The sequence below is a fragment of the Terrabacter carboxydivorans genome, from assembly GCF_039532035.1.
Classification (GTDB): domain Bacteria; phylum Actinomycetota; class Actinomycetes; order Actinomycetales; family Dermatophilaceae; genus Terrabacter; species Terrabacter carboxydivorans.
In genome coordinates this window covers 1-23,500 of record NZ_BAAARE010000021.1, presented here as the reverse complement: position 1 = coordinate 23,500, position 23,500 = coordinate 1, and the positions used below count along the sequence as shown (strand labels likewise).

Sequence of the window (23,500 nt, the reverse complement as noted above, 5' to 3'; positions counted from 1 at the left end):
CCCGGTCGCCCCGGTCGTCGGCCGGTGGCTAGGTTCGGGGCCATGAGCGAGCTGCGCACCAGAGACGTCGTCGACGCCGACCTCCCTGCCGTCCTGGCGATCCGTGGCCGGTCGTTCGGGCCGCTCGGCTCCGGCGGCGAGGCCTGGTGGCAGCGGGTCTCCGCCGAGACGCTCGGCGGACGGATGATCGCGGTGGTCGACGACTCCGACACCGTCCTCGCGGCGGGTCGCATCCGGCCCTACGAGCAGGCGTGGGGTGGACGGCACCTGCGGATGGGTGGCGTCGCGGGCGTCTACGTCGAGCCCAGCGCCCGCGGCCGCGGGGTGGCCACCACGCTGACGCGCGCCCTCATCACGCGGATGGGCGAGCTCGGCGACGTCGTGTCGTGCCTCTTCCCGACCACGGCCACGCTCTACCGCCGGTCCGGCTACGAGATCGGCGGCGTCCAGACACGCACGACGTATGCCGCCCACCTCCTGCGCGAGCTCGGCGCCTCCGGCCCGGGGCGCGGTCGGTCGACCGGACTTCGGCCGGCTCGTCCCGGCGATGCGCAGTGGATGCACGACCTCGACCGCGAGGCGAACGCCCGGCACGGGGTCAGCGGACCGATGGTCCGGTCGGTCTCGGCCCTCGCGGGGATGCTGGAGCGCGACGAGCTGATCGCCTACGTCACCGACGGCGGTTTCGTCGTCTACGACCTGTCCGACCAGACCGTCACGGTCGAGGACCTCGTCGCGACGACGCCGGAGGACGCGGCGGTGCTGTGGGGTGTCGTCGGGTCGGGATCCTCGGCTGCCCCGACCGTGCACACCTTCCTCGACCCGCGCGACCCGGTGACGCTCGTCCTCGGAGGTCTGCCGGCGGCCGAGGTGCAGCAGGTCCCGTGGATGGGACGGGTCATCGACCTCGCCGCGGCTTTCGGTGAGCGGGGGTTCGCGCCCCACACCACGGCGACGGTGGACCTGCTCGTCGACGACCCCGAGGCTCCGGCCAACTCCGGGAGCTGGACCCTGTCGGTGTCCGGCGGCCGCGGCACCGCCACCCGCACCGCCGACCTCCCGGTTCGAGGTGATGCCGGGCCCCGGCTGGGCGCCGCGATCACCTCGAACGAAGCAGGCGGGGGTGACGGCGACAGCGCAGGCGAGCGGGGCTCAGAAGCCGCGCTGCGGGTCGGCGCGCGGCGGGAGGGTGCGCTGCGGGTCGGCGCGCGTGGGCTGTCGGCACTGTGGTGCGGCTGGTCGGTGTCTCACCTGCGTCAGGCGCGCCTCGCCGCGGACGGCACGGCGGACGGCGACGCCGCCCTCGACGCGGTCTTCGCGTGCCAGCCCTTCATCACCGAGTACTTCTGAACCCACGCCACCAACCAACTCGAGTGGCCCCGTCGTCACACGTGCTCCAGGGACTGTTGTGGCTCGCGGGACCACGAGGCCACGCGAGTCAGCGATGCCGGAGGGCTGAGGAACCCCGTTAGGACCCACCCCCGGCCGAGTCGGCGCGCTCCGGAGACCGGAACGCCGCACCAAGCCAGCCCCGGCTGACTTGGCGCACTCCGAATACCCAGACCGCCGCACCAAGCCAGCCCCGGCTGAGTTGGCGCGCTCCGACGACCCAGACCGCCACACCAAGCCACCCCCGGCCGAGTTGGCGCGCTCCGAAGACCCAGACCACCGCACCAAGCCAACCCCGGCTGACTTGGCGCGCTCCGAAGACCCAGACCACCGCACCAAACCAGCCCCGGCCGAGTTGGCGTGCTTGGCTCCAACCGTCACGTGACTCGTGGGGCGGGGCGGCCACTCGACGGGGAGCCGGTGGGGCTGGGTGCTCACTCCACCCGGGGGCGGGCGGGCTCGCGGATGGCGGGGATCGCGACGAGGGCCACGACCGCCATCGCGCCGACGACGAGCAGCGAGTGCAGCACGCCGACGTGGTCGCCGAGGAAGCCGAGCAGCGGCGGGCCGGCCAGGAACGCCGTGTAGCCGATGGTCGAGACGACGCTCATCCGGGCAGCCGCCCGCTTCGGGTCGTCGGCCGCCGCGCTCATGCCGACGGGGAAGCCGAGGCTCGCCCCGACACCCCAGATGGCCGCACCGACGAACGCGAGAACGGGGCCCCCGAAGACGACCAGCAGGCAGCCGACGACGGCGGAGACGAACAGGACGCGCAGGACGGGCACGCGGCCGCGCCGGTCGAGGACGCGGGTGCCCAGGAGCCGTCCGGCGGTCATGGCGGTGAGGAACACCGCGAAGCCGACGACGCCGACCCAGCGCTCGAGGCCGTAGCCGTCGGACAGCGCCACCGCGACCCAGTCGTTGGCCGTGCCCTCGGTGAAGGCGGCCGCGAGGACGACGACGCCGATGAGCAGGGTGCGCGGCTCGCGCCAGGCAGCGCCGATGCCGGCCTCGGAGCGCACCTCGGCGCCGGTCTCGTCCGTCTCGACCGACCGGGGCAGGAACGCACGGAGGAACCACGGGGTCATGAGCAGGAGCAGCACGACGACGCCGAGCAGGTGGGCGGCGACGGGCACGTGCAGGAACGACAGCCCCGCGCCGATGAGGGCGCTGACCACCGTGCCGCCGCTGAAGGCGGCGTGGAAGTGGGGCATGATCGCGCGGCCCAGAAAGCGCTCGACCTCGGCGCCCTCGAGGTTCATCGACACGTCGAAGACGCCGGTACCGATGCCGACGAGCACGAGCCCGGCCATGACGACGGCACGGGTGCCGGCGACGTCGACGCCGATCCCGACGCCGACGAGGCCGACGCTCTGGATGATGGCGGCACCCAGGAGCGTGCGGGCCGCCCCGAGGCGGTGGACGATCCAGCCGGAGAGGGGCAGTCCGATGACCGACCCGAGGGAGGCTGCCAGCAGGGTCAGGCCGAGGGCCCCGGCCGAGAGTCCCAGCGCGTGCTTGATGTCCGGGACCCGGGAGGCGAACGCCGCGAAGGCAGCTCCGTTGACGGCGAAGGCCGCGAAGACGGCGGTGCGGGCTGCGCGGACGGTGCTGACCGGCGGAGCGCTGACGACGGACATGGATCAAGCCTCTCAGGGTCGACGACACCACGGGCGGGGGTCGGCGGCGCACGCTGGCGCGACCTGCGGCCCCACCGGGGTCGCCTGTCGATGGTCGGTGAGTTCACGAGTCCGTTCGAAACGATTCGACTCGAAACGTTTCGATAGCATGCCTCCCATGGTTGCCCGAGGTCAAGCCCGCCCGACGCTCCGCGACGTCGCCGAGCGCGCCGGCGTCTCGGTGTCGACCGCATCGCTCGTCTTCAGCGGCAAGGGCCCGGTGGCCGAGGCCACCGGCGTGCGGGTGAGGGAAGCGGCCACCGAGCTCGGGTTCACCGGACCGAACCCGCTGGCCTCCTCACTGCGACAGGGGCGTTCAGGTGCGATCGGGGTCCTCGTCGAGGGTCGCCTGCGCATGGCGTTCCGTGATCCGTTCGCCATCGCGGTGCTCGACGGCCTGGCAGAGGTGCTCGAGGCGGTCCCCACCGGGATGCTCCTCATCGGGCAGCCCAGCGGCGACGGGGAGTCCGTCGTGCCGCAGCTCGCGCCCCTCGCCCTCGACGCCGTGGTCTTCTCCCTCTGCGGGCCGGGCGAGAACCCGGCGGTGGAGCACCTGGCCGCACGCGGCATACCGATGTTCAGCACCGGTGTCCCGAGCGACCGGCGCATCACCCAGGTGCGGGTCGACGAGCGTGCCGCGGGCGCCGAGATCGCCCGGCACGTCCACTCGCTCGGCCATCGCCGGGTGGCCCACGTCGCCATGCCGTTGCTCTCGACGAGCGTCGCGGGGCCGGTGCCGGACGACGAGGTCGACCCCGCCGAGGCCCACGCCCCCAGTGTCGGTCGACTGCTCGGCTTCCGCGACGTCTTCGGGCCCGACGCGCCCGCCGTGCAGACCGGCGACGGGTCGTCGTTCGAAGGGGGCACCATCGCCGGGCGGCTGCTCCTCGACGTGCCGGAGCGGGAGCGCCCCACGGCCGTCGTCACCCAGTCGGACGTCATCGCGGCGGGCGTCATCGCGGCCGCCGAGGAGCTCGGCCTGCGCGTGCCCGAGGACCTCAGCGTGACCGGCTTCGACGGCGTCGACCTGCCGTGGCTCCCCCACCGCCTCACGACGATGGACCAGCACGGCCGCGAGAAGGGCCGCATCCTCGGCACGCTCGTGCGCAAGCGGCTCGACGGCACGCGGGCCCGCAGCGTCACCCAGCGCGTGGAGCTGCGCGTCGGGACGACCACCGCACCCCCGCGCTGAGGCGACCGACTGCGCCCACGAGGGCTGCCTCGCGGGGACAAAGGGACACCCCGCGTACCTGGAAGAGCTCTCCTACCCTTGCTGCATTCCTGCCCTGGGGGAGTTCGGAGAGGTACCACCACGCGGGGTGCCGACGGCCAGTGTATGCCGCCGCCGACGTCAGCCGGAAATCGCCCCGTCCGTCGCTGCCGGCACCCCCACGCCCACCGGCGCGGGCTCGCGCACGCCGTTGACGTGAGGCGGCAGGCGCCGCTCGACGAGGAGCGCGATGACGGCCAGCACCGCACACCCTCCGACGAGGAACCCGACGTAGACCAGTCCGAGGTGGCGGCCGATGAGCAGGCTCGACACGACGGGCCCGACGACGAAGGCCACCGAGAACATGAGCGAGCTCAGCGCGTTGTAGCGGCCGCGCAGGTGGTCGGGCGCGAGGTCGTTGATCATCGCGGCGCTCGTCGGCTGGAGCATCGTCTCGCCGAGACCGAAGACGCCGGCGCACGCGGCGAGCAGGATCGTCGCCGTGACGGTGCCGGGAACGAGCGACGTCGCGCCGAGCAGCGCCCAGGCCACCATCCACGTCAGGGCCATGACGACGGTGACGCGCGTGCGGCGCCGCCCCTCGATGCGCTGGAGGACGAAGAGCTGCAGCACGACGATGACGAGGGTGTTGGCCGCGAACGCGTAGCCGAGCCCCTCGGTGGAGATGCGGCCCTCGGCGCGGGCGTAGGCCGGCATCCCCGCGTTGAGCTGGGGGTAGCTGACGAGGGCCGCCACCGCGGCGAGCAGCAGCAGCGCCCGCAGCCTCGGGTCGCGCAGCAGCGCGAGGTAGGAGACCTGGGCCGCGTCCGCGTCGACCGGTCGCTGCACCCGGTCACGGGCGTGACGCAGCGAGACGAGCAGGATGAACAGCCCCGGCACGTAGCTCAGGGCGTCGAGCAGGTAGATCGTCACGAAGGTGCCCGGGCGCGAGACGTCGACGAACCGGCCGCCGACGATGCCGCCGATGCCGATGCCGAGGTTGAGCAGCGTGAAGTTGATGCCGAAGTAGCGCTGACGCTGCTCGGTCGGGATGAGGTTGCCGATGAGCGCGCTCGACGCGGGCCACACGATGCCGAAGCCGTAGCCCATGAGCACGAGCGCCGCCGCCGCCTGGCCCGTCGTCGTCGCGAACGCCAGCACGACGTCGGCGACCATGAGCGCGACGAGGCTGCTCGCGTAGACCCTGCGCGGGCCGATGCGGTCGATGAGCGCGCCGGCGGGCGTGACGAGCACGATGCCCACCCCGGCCTGCAGGGCCAGCAGCAGGCCCACCGTCTCGAGCGAGATGCCGCGCACCTCGTGGAGGTAGACCACCATGAACGGCAGGACGAGCCCGGTGCCCATCGACTGGAAGACGACGGTCGAGATGAGCAGCTTGCCCTCGCGCGGCAGGTCGTGCCAGAACGAGGACAGCCGCGGTCGGGCGGGGGCGGGGCTGGTCGAGCTCACCGGAGAAGTCTGCCGCGCCCCACCGACAGCGGTCGCGCGCTTTTCGAGGGCGTATGCCGTCAGGCCGGTCCCCATCAGCGTGCGGTGTCCGTCCCACCGGTCCACGACCCGCGCAGCCGGTCGCAGACCCGCTTGGTCAGGGACACTCTCGTCCGCGGGGATGGGGGAACCGTCGGCCCGAGGCCGGAGGGGCCGCTCGTTCCTCGCGGCGGGCGGCATCGGGCCTCCTCCCAAATCCCGAAGACTCCGCCATGACGAACGGCCCCACCGCGCTGAGCGCGATGGGGCCGTTCGTCATGGCGGAGGATGGGGGATTTGAACCCCCGAGGGTTTTATCCCAACACGATTTCCAATCGTGCGCACTAGGCCACTATGCGAATCCTCCGTCGGGCAGGTTACCGGAGGCGGACCCCGCACAAGAAATCGGCGTCCCGGACGCCCGCTCGCGGGTGCAGAATCGGCCGCATGTCAGCTCCCGACGCGGTCCCCCTCGACACCGACGTCCGGTGGATCCACGGCTCCCCCTCACCACGACACCTCGTCGACCCGCCCCTCCAGGTCCACCACCTCGCCCCCGGCACCGTGCTGGTCCGGCAGAGCAAGGACCTCACCTACGAGGCGCCGTTCATCCTGCTGCTCCTCGGCGAGGACCGCGCCTTGCTCCTCGACACGGGAGCCGTCGACGGCTCTGAGCTCCGGTCCACCGTCGACCGGCTCGTCGCGGACCACACGGCCACGCGGACGGGCGACACGGCATACGAGGTCGTCGTGGCCCACACGCACGGTCACGGCGACCACGTGGCCGGCGACGCAGCCTTCTCCGGGCGCCCGCGCACGACGGTCGTCGGCCACGACCTCGACGCCGTGCGCGGCTTCTTCGGCATCACCGACTGGCCCAGTGAGGTGGTGGCGCTCGACCTCGGCGGCCGCACCGCCGAGGTCTTCGGCATCCCCGGCCACCACCCGGCCTCGATCGCGGTCCACGACGCGCTGACCGGGCTCCTGCACACCGGCGACACGGTCTATCCGGGGCGGATCTACGTCGAGGACCCCGCCGCGCTCCTCGACACCCTCGACCGGCTCGTCGCCTTCGCGGAGCAGCGCGGCGTCCGCCACGTGCTCGGCTGCCACGTCGAGATGACGCGGCGGCCCGGACGCGACTACCCGCTCGGCTCGCGCTACCAGCCCGACGAGCCGTCGCCCTTCATGACCGTCGCGCAGCTGCGGGCCGCCCGCGACGCGTTCCGCACGGTGGCGCACCGGCCTGGCATCCACCGCTTCGACGACGTCGTCTTCTGTGTCGGTGAGGGGCCGCGCGTGCTCGTGCCGCTCCAGGCCCGGGCCCTGGTCGAGCAGCTCCGGTGGCGGCTGGGCCTGCTCCGCCGCCGCCCGGACGCCTGACACCCGATCAGCTGAGCACCTGAGCACCTGAGCACCTGAGACCGGATTGCCCTGCGACGGCGCACCCTGAAACCATCACGTGCATGTCGCTCGCCGCACTCCACCGCCGCAACCTCCTCAAGGAGATCGACCTGACGCCCGAGGAGTTCCGGGCGCTGCTCGACCTCGCCGCCGAGCTCAAGGCCGCCAAGCGCGAGGGACGCGAGGAGCGCCGCCTCGCCGGCAAGAACATCGCACTGCTCTTCGCCAAGACCTCGACCCGCACCCGCTGCGCGTTCGAGGTGGCGGCGGCCGACCAGGGCGCGAGCACGACCTATCTCGACCCGGTCGGCTCGCAGATGGGCCACAAGGAGTCGGCCAAGGACACGGCCCGCGTGCTCGGCCGCTTCTACGACGGCATCGAGTACCGCGGCTCCGGGCACGACGTCGTCGAGACCCTCGGCGCCTTCGCCGGCGTCCCGGTGTGGAACGGCCTCACCGACGACTGGCACCCGACGCAGTCCCTCTGCGACGCCCTGACCATGCGCGAGCACGCCGGCAAGCCGGACGAGCAGATCGCCTTCGCCTACGTCGGTGACGCCCGCTTCAACATGGGCAACTCGCTGCTCGTCACCGGGGCCATCCTCGGCATGGACGTGCGCATCGTCGCGCCGAGGTCGCTCTGGCCCGACGAGGCCGTCGTCGCCATCGCGAGGAGGTATGCCGCCGAGACCGGTGCGCGGGTGACGCTCACCGAGGACGTGGCCGAGGGAGTGCGCGGCGTCGACTTCGTCCACACCGACGTCTGGGTGTCGATGGGCGAGCCCAAGGAGGTCTGGGCCGAGCGCATCGAGCGGCTGGGGCCCTACCAGGTCAACGCGGATCTGCTTGCCCTCACAGGCAATCCGCAGGTCAAGTTCATGCACTGCCTGCCGGCCTTCCACGACCTCGAGACCGCCGTCGGCGTCGAGGTGCACGAGCAGTTCGGGCTCAAGGAGCTCGAGGTCACCGACGACGTCTTCGAGTCCGAGGCCTCGGTCGTCTTCGACCAGGCCGAGAACCGCATGCACACGATCAAGGCCCTCATGGTCGCCACGCTGGTGCGTCTCGACGCCTGACGTTCACGCGCTGGTGGTGGCGCCGTTCAGCGGCGGTGCGAGAGAACGAGGGTCATGCAGATCTCTCGCACCTCCGCCCTCGCGGCCGCCGCCGCGCTCGCCGTCCTCCCGGCCCTCGCCTCGGTCGCCTCGGCTGCGCCTGCCGCATCCACTGCCACCGACGCCCCCGGCCAGTCCAAGGACGGCCACTACCAGTTCGCCGTCATCGGTGACGTGCCCTACGGCGACGCCCAGGTCGCGGCGTTCCCGAAGTGGGTCGACCAGATCAACGCGACGCCGGACCTGTCGTTCACGATCCACGTCGGCGACATCAAGAACGGCTCGTCGAAGTGCACCAACGAGTACTTCTCGATGATCCGCACGCAGTTCGACCGCTTCACGATGCCGCTCGTCTACACGCCCGGCGACAACGAGTGGACCGACTGCCACCGCACGAACAACGGCACCTACGACCCGCTCGAGCGTCTTGCGGCCATCCGCTCGACGTTCTTCCCGCGCCCCGGTCACACCCTCGGCGCCGACATGACCGTCGCGTCGCAGCAGTCCGCCGGCTTCCCGGAGAACGTCTCCTTCCGCCGGCAGGGCATCGACATCGCGACGCTCCATGTCGTGGGCAGCAACGACGGCCTGCTCCCCTGGCCCGAGCTGGGCCACCCGACGCCGACGTCCGAGCAGGTCGCGGAGGAGAAGGCCCGCATGGACAACGTTGTGGCACAGGTGCGCTCGGCCTTCGCCGATGCGAGTCAGCGTCATGACCGCGCCGTCGCGCTCTTCCTCCAGGCCGACATGTTCGACCCGACGTATGCCGTGTCGTGGGCCGACGACTCGGCCTTCCAGCCGCTCGTGCGTGAGCTCGTCGCGCAGTCCGAGGCGTTCGACGGCGAGGTCTACCTCTTCAACGGTGACAGCCATGTCTACAACTCCGACAAGCCGCTCGCGGCCGGGTCGAAGTGGCTCGACTTCTACGGCGTGCAGGGCTCGGCCGACAACCTGACGCGGATCACGGTCGACGGCTCGAGCAACAACAAGGACTTCCTCGAGGTCACGGTCAACCGGCCCGGCGCCGAGCACGTGCTGTCGTGGGAGCGCATCCCCTACACCTCCTGAGCCCGTCCCCACGAGGGACGCGTCCCTTCCCCTCCCCCAACCGTCGAGAGGCCAGAGTTTGCGGGTCGGCCGACGTCGAGAGGCCAGAGTTCGCGACGTGCTCTGGCCTCTCGACCGGACGGGACCCGCACGGAATGGCCTCTCGACGGTCAGGCGCGGCGGGGCAGGTAGCGGTGCTCGGGCCGTCCGGTCGAGCCGTAGGTGAGGTCGAGCTCGAGCAGCTGCTTCTCGACGAGGCCGGCCAGGTAGCGCTGGGCGGTCGGCCGCGACGCACCCAGGATCTCGGCGACCTCGGCAGCGCCGATCGGTGCGGGCGCGGCCACCACGATCTCGAGCACGCGCGCCATCGTCGGCTGCAGGGTCCGGGTCGCCGTCGCCCGCCGCGGGGGCGCCCCGCGCAGGCTGTAGAGGGCGTCGACGACGTGCTGGTCGGCCTCGGGCGCCCGGTCGATCCGGTCGGCCCACGCGCGGTAGCCCTCGAGCTGCTCGCGCAGCGCGGCGAAGCTGAACGGCTTGACGAGGTAGTAGAACGCCCCGAGCTGCATGGCGGTGCGCACCGACTCGATGTCGCGCGCCGCCGTCACGAGCAGGAAGTCCGGCACCCGCTCACCCGAGGCGGCTACCTGCCGCACTAGGTCGAGGCCGCTGAAGTCGGGCAGGTACATGTCGAGCAGCAGCAGGTCGGGCGCGACCGACGTGACGAGCGAGCGCGCCTCCGCCCCGGTGTGGGCCTCGCCCACCACCTCGAAGCCGGGCACCCGCGCGACGCTCAGGGCGTGCGCGTGCGCGACGTGGTAGTCGTCGTCGACGACGAGGACGCGGATCATGAGACTCCTTCGTGGACCCGGACCGGCAAGCGGACCTCGAACCTCGCACCGCCGGGAGAGCTCGCCTCGATCGTGCCACCGGCGCGCGTCACGAGCCGGTGGACCAGGGCGAGGCCGACGCCTCGCCGCATCGCGCCCCGCGGCTCCTTGGTCGAGTAGCCGTCGAGAAAGACGTCGTCGAGCCTGTCGGCCGGGATGCCGGGGCCGCTGTCGGTGACCGTCAGCTCGAGCGAGTCCTGCGTGCGCTCGACCCGCACGACCACCTCCCCTCGCGGGTGCCTGCCCTCCGAGGCCGGGTCGTCGGCGACGGCGTCGACGGCGTTGTCGACGAGGTTGCCGAGCACGGTGACGACGGGCAGGTCGTCGTCACCTCCGGCAGCGAGCCGGCTGGCGGGGTCGAGCCGCACGACGACGTCGCGCTCGGCGGCGACCGTCATCTTGGCGAGCAGCAGCGCGGCGATGACCGGCGAGCCGACGTGCGCCCGGATCTCCTCGCTGGCCAGGGCCGTCTCGGCCTGCAGCTCGCGGCTGTAGCGGGTCGCCTCGTCCACCTCGCCCAGCTCGAGCAGGACCGACAGCACGTGCAGCCGGTTGGAGAACTCGTGCTCCTGCGCGCGCAGCGCCGTCGACAGGCTCTCCATCGAGTCGAGCTGGCGCACGAGCGCCTCGAGCTCGGTGCGGTCGCGGATCGTGACGACCCAGCCGGCGTTGCGGCCTCCGACGAGCACCGGCATGCGGTTGAGCACGAGGAGGTGCTCGTCCGTGACGGCGACGAGGTCGGTGCCCTCGAGCTCGCCGATGATGATGCGACGAAGGCGGCCCGCGGGGACGACGTCCTCGACGCGGTCGCCGAGACCCGTCGTCGCGATCGCGAGCAGGCGTCGCGCCTCGTCGTTGAGCACGTTGATGGTGCCCTTGGCGTCGACGGCGAGCACCCCTTCGCGTATGCCGTGCAGCATCGCCTCGCGCTCCTGCATGAGGGCCACGATCTCGGCGGGCTCGACCCCGAAGGTCACGCGCTTGATGGCTCGGGCCAGCAGCAGGGAGGCAGCGACGCCGAGGGCGAGGGCGATGCCGGCGTAGAGCGCGATGTCGAGCACCTCGGCGTTGAGCCGCACCCCCACCTCGGACTCCAGGATGCCGACCGAGACCTCGCCGACGCTGCGCCCGGCGGCGTCGATGATCGGGGCACGGGCGTTCGCCGAGCGCCCGAGGCTGCCCTCGTCGATCCCTGTGTGCACCTGCCCGTCGAGCGCGACGACCGGCTCCTCGATGCGCCGGCCGATGAGCGCAGGGTTGGGGTGGGAGTAGCGCACCCCCACACGGTCGATGATGACGACGTAGGAGGCGCCCGTCGCGGTCTGCACCTGCGAGCCCAACGCCGGTAGCGCGTGGGACGGGTCGCCCTCGACGACCGCCTGCGCGACCTGCGGCACCCGGCCGAGGGTCACCGCGATCCCGCTCGCCTGCTCAATCGCGCGAGCGTCCGCCGTCTGGGAGGTGAGGCGGGCGAAGAGGGCGAAGCCCACGGCGAGGGTCACGACGACGATCCCGAGCACGGCGAGGAGGATCCGCGCGGCGAGCGTCCTGCCCAGTGACGGCATACGGCCCCTCCGCTCTGCATGGTCAGCACCCGCCCGTGGGCGGGTGGCGGCCCGTGGCGCCCTCGTCGGCGTCGCTCCCAGCATGGCTGAGCAGATTGCACAAAACCACCGGTAACGCGGCTATCGGAACCAACGATCACAAGCATTCCGGCGCGGGCCGCCCCACTCCTACGGTGACGCCACTCAACGAGGAGAAAGGGCGGGGCCACATGCCTGCCATCGAGCTACGCAACGTCACCAAGAAGTTCGCCACGGCGGACGGCGGCACCTACACCGCCATCGAGGACCTGTCGCTGACGGTCGAGGACGGCCAGTTCTGCGCCGTCGTCGGGCCCACCGGCTGCGGCAAGTCCACGACGCTCACCCTGATCTCCGGGCTCGAGCGTCCTTCTCGCGGAGAGGCTCTCGTCCACGGCGAGCCGGTCCGCGGGATCGACACGAGCACCGGTTTCGTGTTCCAGCAGGACGCGGTCTTCCCGTGGCGGTCGGTCCTCGACAACGTCGCGGCCGGCCCGGTCTACCGCGGCGCGAGCCGGTCCGAGGCCGCGACGCTGGCGCGGGACTGGCTGCGCCGCGTCGGCCTCAGCGGGTTCGAGGACCGCTACCCGCACCAGCTGTCGGGTGGCATGCGCAAGCGCGTCGCCCTGGCACAGTCGCTCATCAACCAGCCCCGGGTCCTGCTCATGGACGAGCCGTTCAGCGCCCTCGACGTGCAGACCCGGGCGATCATGTCGACCGAGCTGCTCCACCTCTGGGACCAGACGAAGCCGGCCGTCGTCTTCGTCACGCACGACCTCGAGGAGGCCATCGCCCTCGCCGACAAGGTCGTCGTCATCACGGCCGGCCCCGGCACGGTCAAGGCCGAGTTCGAGATCGACCTGCCGCGGCCGCGCGTCGTGCAGGAGATCCGCTTCGACCCGCGCTTCACCCGCCTCTACGAGCAGATCTGGGAGGCACTGCGCGCCGAGGTCGCCGAGGCCTACGCCCGCACGACGCGCGTGGCGGAGATGGCGTCATGATCGACACCCCCACCCAGAGCCAGGGGTCCCTCACCGCCCCGGCCGCCGAGCTCCCCCCGGAGCGTCCGACAGCCGGCACGTCGGCCCGCACGCGCGCCCGACGGCGCCGGACGGTGCTCGCCGGGGCGCGGCTCGCCATCGTCGTCGTCCTGCTCGTCGCGTGGCAGCTGTCGGTCAACGCCAAGGTCGTCGACCCCTTCTTCTGGGGTGAGCCCAAGGGCGTCTGGTCCGACCTCGTCGACTGGTTCACGGTCGGCACGAGCCAGGGCTCGCTCGGCGCCCAGATCCTCGTCACGCTCGAGGAGGCGGTGCTCGGCTTCATCATCGGCTCGATCCTCGGCGTCGTCTGCGGCATCGCCCTCGGCCGGGTGCGGCTGCTGTCCGAGCTGTTCGCGCCGTTCCTCAAGGCGGCCAACTCGATCCCCCGCATCATCCTCGGCTCGATCTTCACCGTGGCCTTCGGCTTCGGCATCCAGTCCAAGGTGATCCTCGCCGTCGTCCTCGTCTTCTTCGGCGTCTTCTTCAACGCCTTCCAGGGCGCCCGCGAGGTCGACCGCAACCTCATCGCCAACGCCCGGCTGCTCGGCGCCTCGCGCTGGCAGGTGACGCGCGACGTCGTGCTGCCCTCGGCGTTCACGTGGATCCTCGCGAGCCTGCACATCAGCTTCGGCTTCGCGCTCATCGGCGCCCTCGTCGGGGAGATCCTCGGCGCCAACCAGGGCCTCGGCCTGCTCATCCGCTCGTCGCAGAACAACTTCGACATGAACGGCGTGCTGGCCGGCATGGTGCTCGTCGCCGTCATCGCCCTGACGGCCGAGGCGCTCATCACCCTGCTCGAGCGACGCCTGCTGCGCTGGCGGCCCCCGCAGACCCACGGAGGTGCCGCCGTCGAGTAGCGACACCCCTCGCGAGGCGCCCCGCCTCCCCCCGGCACGAAACCCTGCATCCCCATCTCGAAGCACCAGACTCAAAGGAGAGTTCCATGAACACCAAGCGCATCGGTGCCGCCGGCGCCGCCATCCTCGCCGCGACCACCATGGCGGCCTGCGCCAACAACGCCTCCGGCGCGCCGACCAGCGCCGGCACCGCCAACGCGAGCGCCCCCACCGTGACGATCATGGTCGGCGGCATGAGCAAGCAGATCTACCTGCCCTTCATGCTCGCCAAGCAGCTCGGCTACTACGACAAGATCGGCGTCAACGTCAACCTCGTCGACGAGCCCGCGGGCGGCGACGCGACGGAGAACATGCTGGCCGGGCAGGTCCAGGGCGTCGGCGGCTTCTACGACCACAACATCGCCCTCCAGGCGCAGGGCAAGTCGTCCGAGGCGGTCGTCTCGATGCTCCAGATCCCCGGCGAGGTCGAGCTGTGCCGCAGCGACCTCAAGGGCGTCGTCAAGAGCCCCGCCGACTTCAAGGGCCGCTCGCTCGGCATCACCGACACCGGCTCCTCGACCGACTTCCTGACGCAGTACCTCAGCAAGAAGAACGGCGTCGACCCCTCACAGGAGACCCGACGCGGCGTCGGCGCCGGCCAGACCTTCCTCGCGGCCATGAAGCAGAAGGCGATCGACTGCGGCATGACCACCGAACCGACTGTGTCGCAGGCGGTCTCGGACGGCACGGCCTTCATCCTGCTCGACATGCGCACGGCCGACGGGTCCAAGTCCGCGCTCGGCGGCACCTACCCGGCGACCTCGCTCTACATGCAGACCGACTGGGTCAACAACAACAAGGCGACCGTCCAGAAGCTCGTCAACGCCTACGTCTCGACCCTGTCCTGGATCCAGCAGCACGACGGCGCCGCCATCGCCGACAAGATGCCGGCCTCCTACTACAAGGGCGTCGGCAAGGACGCCTACGTCAAGGCGCTCGACAGCGAGAAGGGCATCTTCAACCCGACCGGCCTCATGCCCGAGGACGGGCCCAAGACCTGCCTCGCCGTGCTCGGCGAGTTCAACCCGAAGGTGCAGGGCAAGAACATCGACCTGGCCAAGACCTACACCAACGAGTTCGTCCAGGCGGCCACCCCGGTCAGCTGACCCCTCGCCCAGCGGGCGACCGGCTGCCCAGCAGCCACGGAGTATGCCGTCCGGCGCGGACCGCGCCGGACGGCATACGCACGCTCGGGGGTCAGGAGGCGGCGGTGGTGACCGGGCACTGGCGCAGCGTCTCGGTCGGCGTCGGCAGCGGCGGCACCTTGCCGAAGCCCTTCCACGCGTTGCCCACGACGAGGTCGACGGTGTCGCCCTTGCGCTTGTCGTCGACGAGGACCGCCTGCGGCACGTGGGTCTTGACGAGCTGGGCCGAGTCGGCGCCCTCGGGACCGAAGCGGATCTGCGCGACCTGCTTGATCGAGGCCTTCTTCGGGTCGTTGCCGATGGCCTTGACGGTGAAGCCCCGGTCGGTCGCGGTCTTGGCGACGGACGCGGCGAGCCCCTTGCGCGACGTGGCGTTGTAGACGTTGAGGCTGACGTCGGCCGGGGTCAGCGGGGTGACCGGGGTCTGCGTCGTGCACGGCCCCGGCGTGGGGGCAGTGGCGCGGAAGTAGGTCGAGGCGTAGTAGAACGCCCCGGCCAGGCTGAGCAGGACGACCACGATGACGATCGTCGATCGGCGTTGGCGACGCACCCGGTAGGTGCGGTCGTCCTCGTCAGCGACCTCCGACATCCACGCTCCTTCGTCCGGCGCCCCCCGGTGATCGGGCGGCCTCGTGTCAGGAGAGTACGAGGACTCGGGCGTGAAGGACAGGACGCTGCTGCAGCGCGGCGCGAAGTGCCCGGTGCAGGCCGTCCTCGAGGTAGAGCTCGCCCTCCCACTCGACGCAGTGCGGGAAGAGGTCGCCGTAGAACGTCGAGTCGTCCGCGAGCAGGCCGCGCAGGTCGAGGGTGCTCTTGGTCGTGATGAGCTCGCCGAGCTGCACCACCCGCGGCGGGACGTTCGACCAGTCCTTGGTCGTCTCTAGTCCATGGTCGGGGTACGGGCGCGAGTCGCCGACGGCCTTGAAAATCACCGGGTCAGCATAGGCGTCGAAGGTGGACACCCGGCCACTAGAGTGCGAAGCGTGACCGAGACTGCAGCCTCAGGAGCCCACAGCAGCGGCGACACCAGCCAGATCGACGAGATCCGGGCGGGCTACGCGTTCGACGGAGGCGTGCTCAAGCTGGGCGCCGCGGTCGTCGACGGTCAGGCCCACCCGGACGCTCCGGTGCAGATCCCCCTGAGCGTGCTCAACCGGCACGGCCTCGTCGCCGGCGCCACCGGCACCGGCAAGACCAAGACGCTCCAGCTCATGGCCGAGCAGCTCTCGGCGCAGGGCGTCCCGGTCTTCCTCGCCGACATGAAGGGCGACCTGTCCGGGCTCGCCACCCCGGGCGGGGGCGGCGACAAGATCACCAGCCGCGCGACCGACGTCGGCATGGAGTGGACGGCCACGGCATACCCCACCGAGTTCTTCGCGCTCGGCGGCAAGGGCTCGGGGATCTCGATCCGCGCCACGATCACGAGCTTCGGCCCGACCCTGCTGAGCAAGGTCCTCAGCCTCAACGACACCCAGGAGAGCAGCCTCGGGCTGATCTTCCACTACGCCGACAAGAACGGCCTCGCGCTGCTCGACCTCAAGGACCTCCGCGCCGTCATCACGCACCTGACGTCCGACGAGGGCAAGGCCGACCTCAAGGACCTCGGTGGCCTCTCGAGCGCGACGGCCGGCGTCATCCTGCGCAACCTCATCACCTTCGAGGACCAGGGCGCCGGCGACTTCTTCGGCGAGCCCGAGTTCGAGACGAGCGACCTGCTGCGCACCGCCGCCGACGGCCGCGGCATCATCTCCTGCCTCGAGCTGCCCCAGGTCCAGGACCGGCCGCAGCTCTTCTCCACCTTCCTCATGTGGATGCTCGCGGACCTCTTCCACGACCTGCCCGAGGAGGGCGACCTCGACAAGCCCAAGCTCGTCTTCTTCTTCGACGAGGCGCACCTGCTCTTCGACGACGCGAGCAAGGCGTTCCTGCAGGCCATCGAGCAGACGGTGCGGCTCATCCGATCGAAGGGCATCGGCGTCTTCTTCGTGACGCAGTCGCCCAAGGACGTGCCGCCCGGCGTGCTCGCGCAGCTCGGCAACCGGGTGCAGCACGCGCTGCGCGCCTTCACCCCCGACGACGCCAAGGCGCTCAAGCAGGCCATCGCGACCTACCCCCACACCGCCTACGACATGGAGAAGCTGCTGACGAGCCTCGGCATCGGCGAGGCGGTCGTCACGGTGCTCTCCGACAGGGGCGTCCCCACCCCGGTCGCCTGGACGCGGATGAAGGCCCCCAACTCGCTCATGGACCCCTCGCCGCAGGCCACGATGGACGCCGTCATCGGCGCCTCGCAGCTGAAGACGAAGTATGCCGATGTCGTCGACCGCGAGTCCGCCTACGAGAAGCTGACGGCCCGTCTCCAGGCGGCTCCCGCAGCGCCCGAGGCACCCGCGCCCGCGCCGTCGGCACCCGCACCGGCACCCACGGCCCGTGCTCCCAAGCCCGAGCCGAGCCTCATCGAGCAGGTCGCCGGCAGCTCGGCCTTCAAGTCGATGGTCCGCTCGGCCGGCACCGTCATCGGCCGCGAGATCACCCGCAGCCTGTTCGGCACGCGCCGCCGCTGAGCACGTCCTGACGCCGGGCCCGTCCCGGCGATGCAACCGAACCGCCCTCCCGCGCCTCGTCACAGTGCAAGCATCGGGGTAGCCGGGGACGGGCAGGTGGGCTCATGGACGACGACGACCCGGTCCGAGCGGTGTACGACCTCTCGTACCGACGCCTCGTGACGCAGGTGGTGGCGCTGTGCGGCAACCTCGCCGAGGCCGAGGACGTCGTGCAGGAGGCCTTCGTCACGGCCATGACGCACCGACGCGACTTCGTCGAGGTCTCCAACAAGGAGGCCTGGCTGCGCACCGTGGCCGTCAACCTGCTGCGCAACCGCTGGCGGCGCGCGCGGGTCACGGCGCGCATCCTGCCGAAGCTGCGCGCAGAGCTGAGCATCGACCTCGGTCCCGGCACGCCGGAGGACCACGTCGCGATCGTGTATGCGCTCGGCCAGCTGAGCCTTCCCGTGCGGATCACCGTCGTGCTGCACTACGTCGCCGACCTCAGCGTCGCCCAGGTCGCCAAGGAGCTCGGCGTGCCGGAGGGGACGGTCAAGGCTCGGCTGTCCCGGGCCAGGGCCCAGATGGCCGAACACCTCGTCGACCGTGCGGAGGCGGACCATGTTTGACCTGACGACGTTCGCGCGCGACACCGAGCGGCGCGTGGACCCGGTCCCCTACGAGAGGCTGGTCGCCCTGCGCCGACACCGGCAGCGCCGCCGGGCTGCTGCCACCGCGCTCGCAGCCGTCGCCGCCGTCGCCGCGCTCGCCGTGGTCTTGGCAGGGCTCGCGCACGTGGGCAGCCAGCGCGTGCCGGCGACCCCGGCACCGCTGCTGACGTCCGTGGGCGTGCCCGACTGGACACCCGACCAGGTCATCGGCCACCCGGACTCCTTCGTCGTCACCCAGCTCGAGTCGCGCACCGACCGGCGCACCGTCCTGACGGTCTGGAAACGGTGCGTCACCCCACGCGCCGACCACGACTGCCTCGGACGCGAGGCGTTCGCGCTCGTCGACGGCACCGGGCACCGCTTCCTCACGCTCGGCACCGTCACCGGGTCGAGCAACCAGTCCGCGCTTCGCGACCCCGGCCTGCTCCGCGAGGTGGGCGACGGCGTCTGGTACTGGGCGCACCTCGGACCCGGCCCCTACCTGCTGTCGCCCACGATGCACCAGCCGGTCCAGCTCACCGTCATGGACCGACCCCTTAACCTCCCCTTCGGCACCCCGACGATCGAGTGCGCCGACGCTGTCGGACTGTGCACGCTCGACGTCAACGCGCGGACCCTCAAGCGGCTCGCCGTGCCCGACCTGGCGGCCGGCGGCGGGACGCGGTGGGCCACCCCGACAGCCAAGGGCTGCGGCATCTGGGGCCTCACCGGCGCCGGCGGCGACGTCCGACTCGTCATCCAGCAGCGGGACGGGTCCTTCGCGATGGCCGACCTGCCAGGTGACGCGACCCCGATGTCCCTCGCCGAGGGCGGCCCCTCGTGCGAGATCGCCTACTACCAAGGCAGTTCCTCGTCCGAGACCCAGCTCGCAGTGAGCCTCGACGACGGCGTGACCTGGCAGGCGCGCCGAGCTCCACTGCCCCAGTTGAGCGGGCTCGTCGAGGAGCAGCCTCGCCTCCGGGTCCTGATCCCGCCTCGGTGGGCATCCCTGCCCGAGATCGCAAGGCCCGCAGGACTGCCGGGCCCGCTGAAGCCGCTCTAGTGAGGGGCGTGCCGGGTGGCCGCGCGCAAGGATGCGGTTACCCGGCACACGCCACCGCAACCCATCCGACGCCTCAGGTTTCGTAGAGATGAGGCCGGAGTCCCCCGGCAGCACCTCGATCCAGGAGTCACCGATGCACCCCAAGCGAACCGTCCAGCGATCCCACGTCCGCCGGTCCCTCGCCACGGCCGTCCTTGTCGGCGCCGTCATGCTGACCGCGCCGCCTGCCGACGCCACGCCACCGGGATCCAACGGGCGCATCAGTTTCATGCGCCTTGACGACGGTGGCCACTGGCAGGTGTGGACCGCCAATCCCGACCTCACCGCGTCGCACCAGGTGACCACAGGCAACGGGGACAACGGGTGGGCCACATGGTCACCCGACGGCGCGCACCTGGCCTTCGACAGCAACCGGCTGTCGACGAAGGACCGTTACCTCAGCGAGGTGTTCGTCATGCGCGCCGACGGGAGCGAAGTCACCCGCGTCACGTCGGTCGGCAGTCTCAGCGGCGTGCCCGCGTGGTCGCCCGACGGCGCGCTTCTCGCGTTCACCTCGGACGGGGCGGACTACCCTCGGGCCCAAGGCATCTACGTCATCCGGCCCGACGGCACCGACCTGCGTCGGGTCGTCGGCCTTCCCGACGTGCCGGGTGCCACCTGGCTGGACGCACCACGCTTCTCACCCGACGGTCGCCAGATCGCCTTCACCTACTATCGCGGCGGCAAGGACCTCCACCGAGGCTACCTGGGCGAGGTGTCCTCGCTCTGGGTCGTCGACAGCGACGGAACCGGCGCCCACCAGGTCACTCCGTGGGGCGTCCGGGTCGGAGACGCGGACTGGTCGCCCGACGGCCGCCGTCTCGTCTTCGAGACGGTCACCGAGCACCTCGGCAACGGGGCGAGCGTCATGGTCGTCGACGCGGACGGCCGCCACCTGAGCGCGGTCACCCGCGACGCCGGCATCGTCGGGATCGGCAACGACAACGCCTTCCGGTTCGAGGCCAGCTTCGACCCGGTCTGGTCACCCGACGGTCGGACCATCATGTTCTCGCACGACGACTTCACCGGCCGCACGGGCGGGGACACCGGACTGCAGACGATCTCACCCGACGGGTCCGGGCAGGCCTACGTGTCCGGCACGCACGCCTCCGAGCACCAGGTGGACTGGGGCACCGCTCCCTTGGAGTGACAGGGGCGCGGACAGTCAGCCGCCCACGGTCGCGGCGAACCGGCATACGCCTCTCAGTGACCTAGGCGTCGAACTCGATGTCGTCGAGGTCACCGTCGACGTCGGCGAAGTAGCTGATGACGCGGATGTCGGGCTCGTCGAGCACCTGCAGCACGAGCTGGCGCAGCTGGATGACCTGGCCGGTGTCGAGACGGATCCGCTTGGTGCGGCCGCGCCGCGGGTCGCTGTCGTGCCGCTCCCACCACTCGACGGTGGCGGGGTTCGCCTTGAAGATCTCGTCGAGCACCCGCTTGAACGACGGGTCGTCGGGGTGGCGGGCATACGCCTCGCGGAAGAGCGCGAGCTGGTCGGCGGCCTCCTGCTCCCAGTCGACGAAGAGGCTCCGAGCGGCCGGGTCGCAGCAGTAGAACCACAGCAGGTTGCGCTCGCGCTTGGTGCGCTTGCTCTCCCAGTCGGTGAAGAGCCTGCAGGCCGTGTGGTTGGCGCCCAGGACGTCCCAGCGCGCGCCCACGACGTAGGCGGGATTTGGGTCGAGAGAGTCGAGCAGCTCCTCGAGCTCCTCGGTGAGCTCCTCGTGGGGCTGCGGCCGGCGTGACGGTGCGCCGCTCGAGAGCGCGTGCAGGTGCGAGCGCCCGTCCGCGTCGAGCTTGAGGGCGCGGGCCAGCCCGTCGATGACGCTCTTGCTCGGGCGCAGGTCGCGGCCGCGCTCGATGAGGTCGTAGTAGGCCACGGAGATGTTCGCCAGCTCGGCGACCTCGGTGCGGCTGAGGCCCACCCGGCGGCGGCCCTTGACCCGCTTGATGCCGACCTCCTCGGGCGCGAGCTGCTTGCGGCGGTTGCGCAGGAACTCGCCCAGCGGTGAGGGAGTGCGCACACTGAGCGGGACGTCCGTGGTCATGGCGCACATCCTGCCAGTGGCCCGCCCTCCCCCGGCGCCCGCGGGCGTGACCCGTCAGACGGCGGCGGCCCGAGGGGTGTCCGGCTCCGTCTCGACGAGGACCTGGAGGCGCCCGTCGGGGTCGAGGCGCTGCAGGATCGAGGCGGCGATGTCGGACAGCTGCTCGACCTGCTCCGGTGTCAGGGCGTCGATGACCGTGGCGCGCACGGTCGAGACGTGGCCGGGCGCGGCCGCGACGAGGGCTGCGTGGCCGGCGTCGCTGAGGCGGGCGTTCGTCGCGCGGCCGTCCTCGGGGCAGGCGAACCGCTCGACGAGCCCTCGCTCCTCCAGCCGCCGCACGACGTGCGAGAGGCGGGTCAGGGTCGCGTTGGTGCGCTGGCCGAGGCTCGTCATGCGCAGGGTGCGGTCGGGCGCCTCGGAGAGCATCGCGAGCACGAAGTACTCGAAGTGGGTGAGGGCGGAGTCGCGGCGCAGCTGGGTGTCCAGGGCCGCCGGGACCAGCTCGACGACCGCGACGAGCCGCTTCCAGGCGGCGAGCTCGTCGGCGTCGAGCCATCGGGGTGTCGTGTCCATGGGACCAGTGTAGCCGTTTAGTTGACATATCAAGTAACTGCGAGGATATTGATTGATGGATCAACCAATCGACCTCAGGAGAGCACCATGGCACGCATCAGCATCATCGGCACGGGAAACATGGGACAGGCCATCGCCGGCGTCTTCGCCAAGGGAGGCCACACGGTGCAGCTCCTCGGCCAGGGCGACGCCGCGACCGCCATCGACGGCGACATCGTCGTGCTCGCCGTGCCCTACGGCGCCGTCACCTCGATCGTCGAGCAGCGCGGCGAGAGCCTCGCCGGCAAGATCGTCGTCGACATCACCAACCCCGTGAACTTCGAGACCTTCGACTCGCTCGTCGTCCCCGCCGACGGCTCGGCCACCGCCGAGATCGCCAAGGCGCTCCCCCAGTCGCGCCTCGTCAAGGCCTTCAACACGACCTTCGCCGGCACGCTCGCCGCCGGCACCGTCGGCCCGAACACGACGACCGTCCTCCTCGCCGGTGACGACGCCGACGCCAAGTCCGAGCTCGCCGGCGCCATCGCCTCCGGCGGCCTCAAGACCATCGACGCCGGCGGCCTCGCCCGCGCCCGTGAGCTCGAGGCGCTCGGCTTCCTCCAGATCACCCTCGCCGCCGGCGAGAAGATCTCGTGGACCGGCGGCTTCGGCGTCGTGGCCTGAGCGCCGGCGAGTCGACAGGAACGTCCATGACCACCGCCCTCTTCCCGGCCCCGGTCGTCGTCACGAGCGGCGGGGACGCCCGCTCCGACGCGCCACTCGTCGTGCTGCTGCACGGACGCGGCGCCGACGAGCGCTCGATCCTCACGCTCGTGCCGCACCTTCCCCGGCACCTCGCGTATGCCGCCGTGCGGGCTCCCATCGCCGAGGGCGGCGGCTACGCGTGGTTCGCCAACCGCGGCATCGGCCGGCCCGTCGCGGCGTCGCTCGCCGCCACGATGGACTGGTTCCGCACCTGGCTCGACGAGGCCGCCCCAGCAGGCAGGCCCGTCGTCCTCGTCGGCTTCAGCGGGGGCGCCGCCTTCGCCGGTGGCCTCGTCCTGTCCGACCCGAGCCGGTATGCCGGTGCCGCCGTCCTGAACGGCACGCTCCCCTTCGAGGCCGGCGTGCCGGTCGACGCCGGGCAGCTCGACGGCACCGCGGTGCTCATCGCCCACGGGTACGCAGACACCGTGATCCCGCGCGAGCTGCTCGACCGGACGTGGACCTACCTGCACGAGGAGTCCGGAGCCCGCCTCACCAGTCACCGCGACCCCGGTGGCCACGGCCTGTCGGCCGGGACGGTGGGGGCGCTCAGCGCGTGGCTCGAGGGCGTGGCCGTCTCCGCTTGAGGGGCCGGCGTTGCCGCCTTGCTCGCTCGTCGCTTGCTCATCGCCTTCGGCGATCGGTGGCGGCGGGCGCCAACGCTTGCTCATCGCCTTCGGCGATCGGTGGCGGTGGGACGCCGTCGTTCGCGGGCGGGTTCGTTCCTCACCCGACCGCGAACTCCTCCCAAATCCCGCTGCGTTCGATAAAACGAAGAAGGACCCGACGAAAAGCGTGTCGGGTCCTTCTTCGTTTTGGCGGTGGCGGTGGTGTCCAGTCTCAGGACATCCGCGACAGGTGTCTCAAGACATCGGCGACACCCTGTCTCGGGTCATCGGCGACAGGGTGTGGTGCTGAGCATGCTCAGCCATGTCAAAGGCGCGACTGGTCATCACG

22 protein-coding genes, 1 tRNA gene and 1 other RNA gene are annotated in these 23,500 nt (G+C 71.4%); 14 read left to right on the top strand and 10 right to left on the bottom strand.

Features of this window, described 5'->3' with window-relative positions:
• The first annotated feature begins 42 nt into the window (after positions 1-42).
• Complete coding sequence (locus ABD297_RS19295) at positions 43-1,350, top strand: GNAT family N-acetyltransferase (protein ID WP_344256724.1); 1,308 nt, start codon at positions 43-45, stop codon at positions 1,348-1,350.
• 473 nt (positions 1,351-1,823) lie between these two features.
• Here ABD297_RS19295 and ABD297_RS19290 read toward each other — a convergent pair whose 3' ends face one another.
• Positions 1,824-3,029: an MFS transporter gene (locus ABD297_RS19290; protein WP_344256723.1), complete on the bottom strand. Its 1,206-nt coding sequence runs from the start codon at positions 3,027-3,029 to the stop codon at positions 1,824-1,826.
• Positions 3,030-3,186: 157 nt separating this feature from the next.
• Here ABD297_RS19290 and ABD297_RS19285 point away from each other — a divergent pair, with 157 nt between their 5' ends.
• A complete protein-coding gene (locus ABD297_RS19285; protein ID WP_344256722.1) occupies positions 3,187-4,260 on the top strand; it encodes a LacI family DNA-binding transcriptional regulator in 1,074 nt (357 codons plus the stop codon).
• 36 nt (positions 4,261-4,296) lie between these two features.
• Here the strand turns inward: ABD297_RS19285 and ffs are convergent.
• The 3 genes from ffs to ABD297_RS19270 all read right to left on the bottom strand — a co-directional run bounded on the left by ffs (position 4,297) and on the right by ABD297_RS19270 (position 6,133).
• Positions 4,297-4,395: signal recognition particle sRNA small type (gene ffs / locus ABD297_RS19280), an RNA gene on the bottom strand.
• 24 nt (positions 4,396-4,419) lie between these two features.
• The gene (locus ABD297_RS19275) at positions 4,420-5,748 is read right to left on the bottom strand and encodes an MFS transporter (RefSeq protein ID WP_344256721.1); all 1,329 of its coding nucleotides are present in this window, start codon (positions 5,746-5,748) and stop codon (positions 4,420-4,422) included.
• Between the two features lie 297 nt (positions 5,749-6,045).
• Positions 6,046-6,133, bottom strand: a tRNA-Ser gene (locus ABD297_RS19270).
• Between the two features lie 80 nt (positions 6,134-6,213).
• On the opposite strand from ABD297_RS19270, the gene ABD297_RS19265 reads away from it, so the two are divergent.
• The 3 genes from ABD297_RS19265 to ABD297_RS19255 all read left to right on the top strand — a co-directional run bounded on the left by ABD297_RS19265 (position 6,214) and on the right by ABD297_RS19255 (position 9,353).
• Entirely contained in the window at positions 6,214-7,149 is a 936-nt protein-coding gene (locus ABD297_RS19265) for an MBL fold metallo-hydrolase (RefSeq protein WP_344256720.1), read from the top strand.
• An 83-nt stretch (positions 7,150-7,232) separates the two neighbouring features.
• The gene (gene argF / locus ABD297_RS19260) at positions 7,233-8,246 is read left to right on the top strand and encodes an ornithine carbamoyltransferase (RefSeq protein ID WP_344256719.1); all 1,014 of its coding nucleotides are present in this window, start codon (positions 7,233-7,235) and stop codon (positions 8,244-8,246) included.
• 54 nt (positions 8,247-8,300) lie between these two features.
• Positions 8,301-9,353 (top strand): metallophosphoesterase, encoded by a 1,053-nt coding sequence (locus ABD297_RS19255; protein ID WP_344256718.1) that lies wholly within the window; start codon positions 8,301-8,303, stop codon positions 9,351-9,353.
• A 149-nt stretch (positions 9,354-9,502) separates the two neighbouring features.
• Here the strand turns inward: ABD297_RS19255 and ABD297_RS19250 are convergent, their stop codons facing one another.
• A complete protein-coding gene (locus ABD297_RS19250; protein WP_344256717.1) occupies positions 9,503-10,180 on the bottom strand; it encodes a response regulator in 678 nt (225 codons plus the stop codon).
• On the bottom strand, positions 10,177-11,784 hold the full coding sequence (locus tag ABD297_RS19245) for an ATP-binding protein (RefSeq protein WP_344256716.1): 1,608 nt from the start codon (positions 11,782-11,784) through the stop codon (positions 10,177-10,179). Before ABD297_RS19245 ends, ABD297_RS19250 begins: the two co-directional genes overlap by 4 nt.
• 209 nt (positions 11,785-11,993) lie before the next feature.
• Between ABD297_RS19245 and ABD297_RS19240 the strand changes: the two genes are divergently transcribed.
• From ABD297_RS19240 to ABD297_RS19230, 3 genes are all read left to right on the top strand, one after another.
• Positions 11,994-12,803 (top strand): ABC transporter ATP-binding protein, encoded by an 810-nt coding sequence (locus ABD297_RS19240; RefSeq protein WP_344256715.1) that lies wholly within the window; start codon positions 11,994-11,996, stop codon positions 12,801-12,803.
• Complete coding sequence (locus tag ABD297_RS19235) at positions 12,800-13,699, top strand: ABC transporter permease (protein ID WP_344256714.1); 900 nt, start codon at positions 12,800-12,802, stop codon at positions 13,697-13,699. The genes ABD297_RS19240 and ABD297_RS19235 overlap by 4 nt, the downstream gene beginning before the upstream one ends.
• An 86-nt stretch (positions 13,700-13,785) precedes the next feature.
• Positions 13,786-14,844 carry an ABC transporter substrate-binding protein gene (locus tag ABD297_RS19230; RefSeq protein ID WP_344256713.1) on the top strand — a complete coding sequence of 353 codons (1,059 nt, stop codon included), beginning with the start codon at positions 13,786-13,788 and terminating at the stop codon, positions 14,842-14,844.
• A 91-nt stretch (positions 14,845-14,935) separates the two neighbouring features.
• Here the strand turns inward: ABD297_RS19230 and ABD297_RS19225 are convergent, their stop codons facing one another.
• Both ABD297_RS19225 and ABD297_RS19220 read right to left on the bottom strand, forming a co-directional pair.
• Positions 14,936-15,472 (bottom strand): LytR C-terminal domain-containing protein, encoded by a 537-nt coding sequence (locus tag ABD297_RS19225; RefSeq protein ID WP_344256711.1) that lies wholly within the window; start codon positions 15,470-15,472, stop codon positions 14,936-14,938.
• A gap of 46 nt (positions 15,473-15,518) precedes the next feature.
• On the bottom strand, positions 15,519-15,815 hold the full coding sequence (locus ABD297_RS19220) for a type II toxin-antitoxin system VapB family antitoxin (protein WP_020145941.1): 297 nt from the start codon (positions 15,813-15,815) through the stop codon (positions 15,519-15,521).
• A 51-nt stretch (positions 15,816-15,866) separates the two neighbouring features.
• Here ABD297_RS19220 and ABD297_RS19215 point away from each other — a divergent pair, with 51 nt between their 5' ends.
• The 4 genes from ABD297_RS19215 to ABD297_RS19200 all read left to right on the top strand — a co-directional run bounded on the left by ABD297_RS19215 (position 15,867) and on the right by ABD297_RS19200 (position 20,328).
• On the top strand, positions 15,867-17,447 hold the full coding sequence (locus ABD297_RS19215) for a helicase HerA-like domain-containing protein (RefSeq protein WP_344256710.1): 1,581 nt from the start codon (positions 15,867-15,869) through the stop codon (positions 17,445-17,447).
• A gap of 104 nt (positions 17,448-17,551) precedes the next feature.
• Positions 17,552-18,055 (top strand): RNA polymerase sigma factor, encoded by a 504-nt coding sequence (locus tag ABD297_RS19210; protein WP_344256709.1) that lies wholly within the window; start codon positions 17,552-17,554, stop codon positions 18,053-18,055.
• Entirely contained in the window at positions 18,048-19,139 is a 1,092-nt protein-coding gene (locus ABD297_RS19205; RefSeq protein WP_344256708.1) for a hypothetical protein, read from the top strand. Before ABD297_RS19210 ends, ABD297_RS19205 begins: the two co-directional genes overlap by 8 nt.
• A gap of 133 nt (positions 19,140-19,272) precedes the next feature.
• Positions 19,273-20,328, top strand: a complete 1,056-nt coding sequence (locus ABD297_RS19200; RefSeq protein ID WP_344256707.1) for a TolB family protein — start codon at positions 19,273-19,275, stop codon at positions 20,326-20,328.
• Between the two features lie 61 nt (positions 20,329-20,389).
• Here the strand turns inward: ABD297_RS19200 and ABD297_RS19195 are convergent, their stop codons facing one another.
• Entirely contained in the window at positions 20,390-21,226 is an 837-nt protein-coding gene (locus ABD297_RS19195) for a helix-turn-helix transcriptional regulator (RefSeq protein WP_344256706.1), read from the bottom strand.
• Between the two features lie 54 nt (positions 21,227-21,280).
• Entirely contained in the window at positions 21,281-21,799 is a 519-nt protein-coding gene (locus ABD297_RS19190) for a MarR family winged helix-turn-helix transcriptional regulator (RefSeq protein ID WP_344256705.1), read from the bottom strand.
• Positions 21,800-21,886: 87 nt separating this feature from the next.
• On the opposite strand from ABD297_RS19190, the gene ABD297_RS19185 reads away from it, so the two are divergent.
• Both ABD297_RS19185 and ABD297_RS19180 read left to right on the top strand, forming a co-directional pair.
• Complete coding sequence (locus ABD297_RS19185) at positions 21,887-22,462, top strand: NADPH-dependent F420 reductase (protein WP_344256704.1); 576 nt, start codon at positions 21,887-21,889, stop codon at positions 22,460-22,462.
• Between the two features lie 26 nt (positions 22,463-22,488).
• Positions 22,489-23,130, top strand: coding sequence for an alpha/beta hydrolase (locus tag ABD297_RS19180; protein WP_344256703.1), 642 nt, complete (start codon positions 22,489-22,491; stop codon positions 23,128-23,130).
• Positions 23,131-23,500 lie beyond the last annotated feature (370 nt).

What these genes read in the sequence shown, in the direction of transcription:
- ABD297_RS19295 (WP_344256724.1), top strand. Translation starts at nt 43, where the DNA reads ATGAGCGAGCTGCGCACCAGAGACGTCGTCGACGCCGACCTCCCTGCC.
- ABD297_RS19290 (WP_344256723.1), bottom strand. Translation starts at nt 3,029, where the DNA reads ATGTCCGTCGTCAGCGCTCCGCCGGTCAGCACCGTCCGCGCAGCCCGC.
- ABD297_RS19285 (WP_344256722.1), top strand. Translation starts at nt 3,187, where the DNA reads ATGGTTGCCCGAGGTCAAGCCCGCCCGACGCTCCGCGACGTCGCCGAG.
- ABD297_RS19265 (WP_344256720.1), top strand. Translation starts at nt 6,214, where the DNA reads ATGTCAGCTCCCGACGCGGTCCCCCTCGACACCGACGTCCGGTGGATC.
- argF (WP_344256719.1), top strand. Translation starts at nt 7,233, where the DNA reads ATGTCGCTCGCCGCACTCCACCGCCGCAACCTCCTCAAGGAGATCGAC.
- ABD297_RS19255 (WP_344256718.1), top strand. Translation starts at nt 8,301, where the DNA reads ATGCAGATCTCTCGCACCTCCGCCCTCGCGGCCGCCGCCGCGCTCGCC.
- ABD297_RS19250 (WP_344256717.1), bottom strand. Translation starts at nt 10,180, where the DNA reads ATGATCCGCGTCCTCGTCGTCGACGACGACTACCACGTCGCGCACGCG.
- ABD297_RS19245 (WP_344256716.1), bottom strand. Translation starts at nt 11,784, where the DNA reads ATGCCGTCACTGGGCAGGACGCTCGCCGCGCGGATCCTCCTCGCCGTG.
- ABD297_RS19240 (WP_344256715.1), top strand. Translation starts at nt 11,994, where the DNA reads ATGCCTGCCATCGAGCTACGCAACGTCACCAAGAAGTTCGCCACGGCG.
- ABD297_RS19235 (WP_344256714.1), top strand. Translation starts at nt 12,800, where the DNA reads ATGATCGACACCCCCACCCAGAGCCAGGGGTCCCTCACCGCCCCGGCC.
- ABD297_RS19230 (WP_344256713.1), top strand. Translation starts at nt 13,786, where the DNA reads ATGAACACCAAGCGCATCGGTGCCGCCGGCGCCGCCATCCTCGCCGCG.
- ABD297_RS19225 (WP_344256711.1), bottom strand. Translation starts at nt 15,472, where the DNA reads ATGTCGGAGGTCGCTGACGAGGACGACCGCACCTACCGGGTGCGTCGC.
- ABD297_RS19210 (WP_344256709.1), top strand. Translation starts at nt 17,552, where the DNA reads ATGGACGACGACGACCCGGTCCGAGCGGTGTACGACCTCTCGTACCGA.
- ABD297_RS19205 (WP_344256708.1), top strand. Translation starts at nt 18,048, where the DNA reads ATGTTTGACCTGACGACGTTCGCGCGCGACACCGAGCGGCGCGTGGAC.
- ABD297_RS19200 (WP_344256707.1), top strand. Translation starts at nt 19,273, where the DNA reads ATGCACCCCAAGCGAACCGTCCAGCGATCCCACGTCCGCCGGTCCCTC.
- ABD297_RS19195 (WP_344256706.1), bottom strand. Translation starts at nt 21,226, where the DNA reads ATGACCACGGACGTCCCGCTCAGTGTGCGCACTCCCTCACCGCTGGGC.
- ABD297_RS19190 (WP_344256705.1), bottom strand. Translation starts at nt 21,799, where the DNA reads ATGGACACGACACCCCGATGGCTCGACGCCGACGAGCTCGCCGCCTGG.
- ABD297_RS19185 (WP_344256704.1), top strand. Translation starts at nt 21,887, where the DNA reads ATGGCACGCATCAGCATCATCGGCACGGGAAACATGGGACAGGCCATC.
- ABD297_RS19180 (WP_344256703.1), top strand. Translation starts at nt 22,489, where the DNA reads ATGACCACCGCCCTCTTCCCGGCCCCGGTCGTCGTCACGAGCGGCGGG.